Origin of the sequence: Psychrobacter sp. AOP5-GZ1-6, from assembly GCF_052376345.1 — a bacterium.
GTDB lineage: Bacteria > Pseudomonadota > Gammaproteobacteria > Pseudomonadales > Moraxellaceae > Psychrobacter.
Window position 1 is genome coordinate 1 of record NZ_JBQSVP010000156.1, and the last position, 6,799, is coordinate 6,799.

At 40.4% G+C, this 6,799-nt stretch carries 5 protein-coding genes; 2 read left to right on the plus strand and 3 right to left on the minus strand.

Annotated elements, in window-relative coordinates; all coding sequences use genetic code 11:
* Window positions 1-205: 205 nt before the first annotated feature.
* Window positions 206-1,348 carry a rod shape-determining protein RodA gene (gene rodA / locus ACT3RN_RS13820; protein WP_442070046.1) on the minus strand — a complete coding sequence of 381 codons (1,143 nt, stop codon included), beginning with the start codon at window positions 1,346-1,348 and terminating at the stop codon, window positions 206-208.
* A gap of 239 nt (window positions 1,349-1,587) precedes the next feature.
* Here rodA and ACT3RN_RS13825 point away from each other — a divergent pair, with 239 nt between their 5' ends.
* Together ACT3RN_RS13825 and ACT3RN_RS13830 are read left to right on the plus strand one after the other, a co-directional pair.
* The gene (locus ACT3RN_RS13825; protein WP_442062151.1) at window positions 1,588-2,508 is read left to right on the plus strand and encodes a D-Ala-D-Ala carboxypeptidase family metallohydrolase; all 921 of its coding nucleotides are present in this window, start codon (window positions 1,588-1,590) and stop codon (window positions 2,506-2,508) included.
* Window positions 2,509-2,906: 398 nt separating this feature from the next.
* A complete protein-coding gene (locus ACT3RN_RS13830) occupies window positions 2,907-3,473 on the plus strand; it encodes a hypothetical protein (protein WP_192520686.1) in 567 nt (188 codons plus the stop codon).
* 140 nt (window positions 3,474-3,613) lie between these two features.
* Here ACT3RN_RS13830 and ACT3RN_RS13835 read toward each other — a convergent pair whose 3' ends face one another.
* Both ACT3RN_RS13835 and ACT3RN_RS13840 read right to left on the minus strand, forming a co-directional pair.
* Complete coding sequence (locus ACT3RN_RS13835) at window positions 3,614-5,170, minus strand: M16 family metallopeptidase (protein ID WP_444518723.1); 1,557 nt, start codon at window positions 5,168-5,170, stop codon at window positions 3,614-3,616.
* Between the two features lie 60 nt (window positions 5,171-5,230).
* Window positions 5,231-6,727, minus strand: coding sequence for a M16 family metallopeptidase (locus ACT3RN_RS13840; RefSeq protein WP_192520684.1), 1,497 nt, complete (start codon window positions 6,725-6,727; stop codon window positions 5,231-5,233).
* Between the last annotated feature and the right edge of the window lie 72 nt (window positions 6,728-6,799).

A 6,799-nucleotide genomic window follows, 5' to 3' on the forward strand; every position in this document is an offset into this window, starting at 1 on the left:
AAGTTTATATAATTTAGAGCGCATCTTCAGTTTAGGCATCAAACATGAAGGTATTGAAAATGGACAAATTTTGTCAAGCAACTTGCTGATATCTTAATGTGGTCTGTACTATTTTTTTGCTTATCATTTATCTTGTTACGACCATCATCTTGTAGGAAATGTATTGTCTACGCCACATCCTATTTGTATGATTAATAAACTGACGTTAACCTGATTTATGGGTATGGATGGACATGAGTAGGCCAAAGCCCGCCATCAATGTCACGACAGCTGTACCACCATAGCTAATAAAGGGCAATGGAACACCAACGACTGGTAAAATACCACCAACCATACCGACATTCACAAATATATAGACAAAGAACGACATAGCGATTGCCCCTGCCAATAATCTGCTATAGGTATCAGGGTGGGTAGAGGCGATATATAATGCGCGCATTAGTAAGCAGGAATAAATAAACATCAATAACAAAACACCTAGTAAGCCAAACTCCTCAGAAAAGGCGGCAATAATAAAGTCAGTATGACCTTCTGGCAAAAAGTGTAGATGTGATTGTGTACCTTCTAAATAGCCTTTACCAGTGAGACCACCAGCCCCGATTGCTGTTTTTGATTGAATGATATTCCAACCAGCACCCTGTACATCGGCCTCAGGGTTTAGTAGCGTGAGTACGCGTGTACGTTGATAATCATGTAATAGAAAGTTCCAGGCAAAGGCGATAAGAGGAATGGCTAGAACGGCAGCTGCCGAAATCAGGCGCCAAGACAGACCCGCCAAAAACAGTACAAAAATACCGCTGGCTGCCACTAATAGCGAGGTACCTAGATCGGGCTCTTTAGCAATCAATAAGACAGGAACAATAATTAATCCCAATGTTATAGCGATGCTAGAAGTAGATGGTGGGAGATCACGTTTGGATAAAAACCAAGCACACATCATTGGCATGCCAAGCTTCATAAACTCTGAAGGTTGCACACTACCAAATCCTGGTAAATTGATCCAGCGCTGAGCGCCCATACGTACTTCACCGATGACATCAACCAACACCAATAAGATGAGTCCAAGTACGTAAAATATGGGTGTAAAGGTACGATAGATACTAGGTGGTATTTGCGCCATGGTAAACATGACAGTAAATGCGACAGCATAGCTGACCATTTGGCGTATAACCATACTAACATCTTGGCCTGCAGCACTATATAAAATAGTCAAACCAATACAGCAGACAGTCAATAAAAGCAGGGTTAACCACGGATCGATATGAATACGTTGCCATAACGTCGGTGCATGGCCTTGGCCTAAATGATGGCTTTGGCGTGAAAAACGATACTGCGGATTAGAAGACATAGGCAAAGTGAGTCTGGTAATTGGTGTAAGAGGAAAGTTTTATCTAAAATATTTTTAATACGCCCTAATGAAATATTGCGAACAAAGTAACACCTAAGCAATAAAGTTACATAATTATAAAACTTATAAGGATAAGTGTTAATTACAAATATCAGGCCTCTAATTAGAGGCGATAGTTTAGCCTGCTTACTGAAAATTTGATAGTATCGATAAAACGTTTTTAGCGGTAGCTTCCTGCAATGAATAATAAAAAACTCCCTCGTAACAGGCAGGTTCACAAGCCTGTGATTGCACTACTGGTTTTGTATGCTAGTAGTATTCCTGCTCATGCCGATATTATCAGTGATAATAGTGAACGTCGTATTCAAGTACGTCAAGGTGGTAGCAATATTTATGTTCAGCCTTCTGAAAATGTTTTAGATGATAGTTCTCGTGTCACGAGTGAAAAAAATGCGATTAATCGCGATAGTATGCAGGGTTTGATTGCCCAAAAACAGCGTGACTTTAATTTGCAGGCTCGTCTATCTATTGAAGAGAATAAAAGTGTGAATATCGCTCGGAGTGTGCCTGATTCTAACACGGCTCATAACCATGGTGATCATGATGTGATTAGTATGGACTTTAACGTATGGTTAAACAATAACAGTTATCGTGCCAAACAAGTGGCAGAGTATCAGCGTTATCTCATCTCACAAGTGGGCGCAAAAAACGTACCACCACTATCTCAGTTATTGACGACCGCACGTAGTTGGAAGAAGTGTGGCTATGAGCCTTATCAACTACCACCGAAAGAGTTATGGCCAAATATTGTACCCACATTGCGTCTATATAGTGAGTTGAAAAAACAAGGTATATTGCCAGCAAGTAGTGAGATACGCTCTGTATATCGTAGTCCTGGTCTTAATGACTGTGCGGGTGGGGCTGATAGTAGTAAGCATATGAATGCCAGTGCCATGGATATTTGGGTGCCAGAATATGAAAGTAATTTATGGCAGCTGAGTACAATGCAAGATGGTCTATGCCAGTTTTGGCAATATCAAGGAGCAGCCCATAATTTTGGTTTAGGTTTATATGCGACGGGAGCCATCCATCTAGATACTGATGGTTATCGTAAATGGGGGTTTCATCATGCGAGCAGTAGTTCTTCTTGTCGTTACTAACCTAAGCCATTACTAACTTAAGTTGCTATTAACTTAGGTCTTTATAAATTTGAGACGGCTCTAAACACCATCAGTCATTGTCGCGTATGGCATAGAGTTGGCAGTGAGACTCGGGGTTTTGTAGTCAATTGGATATAAATTTAGGTCACTTAGTTAGCTCTAACTGACCTAAATTTATTGGCATTAAACGCATAAGTCATAAATTTTCAGAAGTTATACTTGTATTGAGAAATTATATCCATACTATAATGAGCTATTATTTATATTTATATCATTTATTTTATAAGATAAAAGAACCATATTTAATTTTTTTAGATAAGTAAGTGGTTGATTGTAATGTGAACTTTTGAATCTGAGTTAAATTTTATTTTATAAAAAATCTATTACAAGTAGTATTTATGAAACACTGGCAGTCAGTACCGATGAAAAAAAATCGCTTTAATGCTTCCAAAAAGGTCTTTGCTCAGTTCAATATCAGCTATATGGTTGTATTTGGTTCAGCTCTTTTTTTAATAACGGCCTGTAATATAGATAAAGCTTCTGAGGATTTACCTCCGATAGAGGCACAATCTACTATCACCCTCGATAGTAATATACAGGAAGCGGAAAATGTTAAAGAAAGTATCAAGAATTCTTATGCCAGACTGGCTTCGGAACGTCCTGATGTTTGTCCAAAGTTAATACAGAAAGGGGTTGATAGTCAGGTTATTAAGCGTACTGCAGAAGTAATGACAAGTGACTATTGTGATTATTTCTTGTATCCACAAGATGGACAAAAAATTTCAGTTAAAGTAAATGACCGTCAAATCGAAACGTTATTAATCGTACCAACATTGCACAATTTTGCTAACGGTGATTATCAAGTAGAGTCTTATGACAAACATGTGATTCGATTGGCTTACGATGGTGCAACCTATAAGCCCGAAAATCTTGTTTATGACGTTGCGGTAACTGTTTCCGATTGATGTGTGTCAATTTTTACTTTCTAGCCGAGAGTGTTTTTAGCACAAAAAGCTAAGAACAGCTAGAATTCAGAGCAGTAGCGATTAAGCGTAATAAAGGTAAAGAGCGATGCCAATTGGTATCGCTCTTTACCTTTACAGGGTTATTTTTTAGTCTTGTCATCTTTCCAAGGGTCATCTTGTCCAACGGTGACAATTAAAAAATCATCAGGCTTTAGTGTATCGCGCATTGTTTGATTGACCTCTGATAGTTTTACTTGATCAATACGGTTGACGTAATTAGTCAGATAGTTATCTTGTAACTGATAAAAATTCATCATACCAAGTAGTCCATTAATTCCCGCATTACTTGCAAACCCCATTGGGAAACTATTCTTAAGACTATCTGTTGTCAGCTGCATTTCGCTACTAGTAATACCTTCATCTAAAGTATCATTAATAACTTCTAAACTGGCATCAATGGCAGCACGAGCTTTATCATTACGGGTCGAAAATCCGATTTGATAGGGACCTTTTGCGAGCATTGGATTCATAGATCCTGATATACCGTATGTGTAGCCAAGATTTTGTCTAATTTCAGTCATCAGCCGTGCATTAAAATCCCCGCCAGCCATTACCTCGTTACCGACAGCAAAATTGGTTTGCTGCTGTTGATCTTTTGGATTGGTCGCGCGTTTACTTCCCAATTGTCCCATGAGTACAGTGGTTTGGGTGCTTGGGAATGGAATGTGAATATGCTTGGCTTGATTTATAGGCTTTGGTTCAGGTAGCTCTGTGGCCATCTGACCTGTTGGTAGATTAGCGGTAATGTTTTCAGCAAGTTGCTTTGCTTGTACTAATGTCAAATTGCCCGTCATAGCAAGCGAGGCGTTAGCCGCGACTAGATAGCGGTTTTTAAAGTCTATCAGCTGTTGTTTACTGATGTTGGGTACGCTTTCAAGCGTGCCAGCTGATTGATGGGCATAAGGATGCTTGCCATATAATGCCTTGTTAAAAGCAATGCTAGCAAGGCTGTTGGGATCTTGTTTTTGTTGTTGTAATCCAACCAATAATCGGGCTTTGTTACGTGCCAAAATAGCATCATCAAAGGCAGGTTCGCTGAGCATTTGAGTCATTAAATCAATAGCAGGTAGCAAGTGTTTATCGTCAGATAAACTGCGTAGCGAGACGATAAACATATCCTTGTAAGCACTGCTGTTTAAATTAATACCGAGTGTTTCAACGGCTTGGGTAAATTGATTTTCATCTAAGCTTTTAGAGCCTTGCGTCAGTATGGTCGCTGTCATGTTAGCAATACCAAAACCATCTCGCTGGATGCTGTTGTCACGGGCACTACCAGCGTTAAAGCGCAAATCAATATCAACAATTGGTAAGGTGGTTGTTTGTACAAAGCGTACTGGTACACCTGATTTGGTTTTGAATTGTTGAATCGTAGGTACAGTAACGGTTAAATCGTTGGTATTATCTAAGCTGGTTAGTTTTGATAACGCAGCAATAGGTGCGCTGGTATCGACTGAGGCGGAGCCATGGTATTCTTCAACAGCTGCTGAATCTGCTTGCGCTGTCATTGTTAATGTTGTCAAACTTAACAATATAGTAGCGCTAAGACATCCTCGTTTTATAAGCGTTGATGCGTTGCTTGTTGATTGACTATTTAAAGGCTTTTTGCTTATGTGCGACAAGTCATTATTCTTATTCATGGTTTTCTTCTTATTTATAATAAAATCTGTATGATTGGGCTAAACATTCACATCTCAGCATTATTTCTTTGTATCATCTTGGTCTTGAGGTGGAATGATATGCATCACCGTCAAATTGTCTTTTACTAAATATTTTTTACTGGCCGCTTGTATATCAGCGATTGATACGCTATCGAGCTTGGTTGGTAGTTCGGCAAGTAACCTGTCATCTAGACCGATAGACTGTAAGGAGCCAATCATACGAGCCTGACCTTCCATACTATCTTGTGCATAGACCAATCCGGTCACCGTATTGGTTTTGGCACGGCTAATTTCGTCGGCGGCTATGGGATCAGTTTTTAGTTTTTCTATCTCAGCGATGATGGCCTGCTGCGCTTGTTCTAGGCTAACGCCTTCACGCGGTGTTGCTTGAATTAAGAAAAGTCCATCGCCTCGATCTAGCAAGTCATAAGAAGTGCCAACCGTGGTTAGTAGACCTTGTTCACGTATGAGTCGACTCTCAAGACGCGCTGATAGTCCACCATCTAATACGTCCTGAGCCAGTGAAAGCGCATACGCTTGTTTTTCGTTACTTGCTCCAGCGGTAACAAGGCTTGGTACGTTATAGCCCATCAATAACACAGGTACTTGTACGGCTTGTTCAGAGTCAACTTGCTGATAGCCACGGAATCCTTTTTGACTAATGCTAGGGCGTTCCGGTAAATTACTTGGGGTTAGCTCACTGAAATAGCGTTTGACTTGCGTCAAGACTTCTTCTGGCTCAACATCACCTACGATGACTAAGGTTGCATTGTTTGGCACGTACCACTTTTGATACCATGCCTTTAATTCTGGTAGGGTGATTGATTCAATCTCCTTCATGGGGCCGATAACAGACTCACCTTTCGGGCTATCGGGCAATGCGAGCAATCGGAATGACTCATACGCTTTTGCGAGTGGATTGTCATCGGTACGCTGACGGCGTTCTTCCATGACGACTTGGTGTTCTTTGGCAAACTCTTTATCATTGAACAATAGGTTTTTCATACGATCGGCTTCTAACTCAAGCGCTAAAGGGAATCGATTTGCAGGGAACAGCTCGTAATAACCAGTATAATCGTAGCTGGTAAACGCATTATTGACACCGCCAAATTTAGCAATCAAGCGTTCATAGTCATCACTTGATACATCAGTTGTACCTTTAAACATCATATGTTCAAGTAGGTGCGAGATACCGCCTTTGTTGGCAGGTTCATCTGTTGAGCCTACTTTGTACCATATCTGCGTCATCACCACTGGTGCGCGATGATCTTCTTTTACCACTACCTTTAGGCCGTTTTCTAATTGGTATTCATGTCGACCTGACATGTCTATGGCCAATGCTGACTGCTGAGCATCATTGGACGTTTTTTCTTGCGCCACGGTGCTTTGGGTTGATGGATTCTGAACAGTCGATAAGGGATGCGAATCAATGGTGTTAGTTTGGCAAGCTGCAAGAGTAGCTAGCATTGCTAGAGCGCAGGCAATACGTAATGAAGTTTTAGGTAGGAATGCAGACGATGGTAAAGGTTGTGTCATGTTGAGTTCTACTTATATAAATGGCAACTGGTAAATGAAAGGTATATCAACCAATGAGTGAGTATATCAACT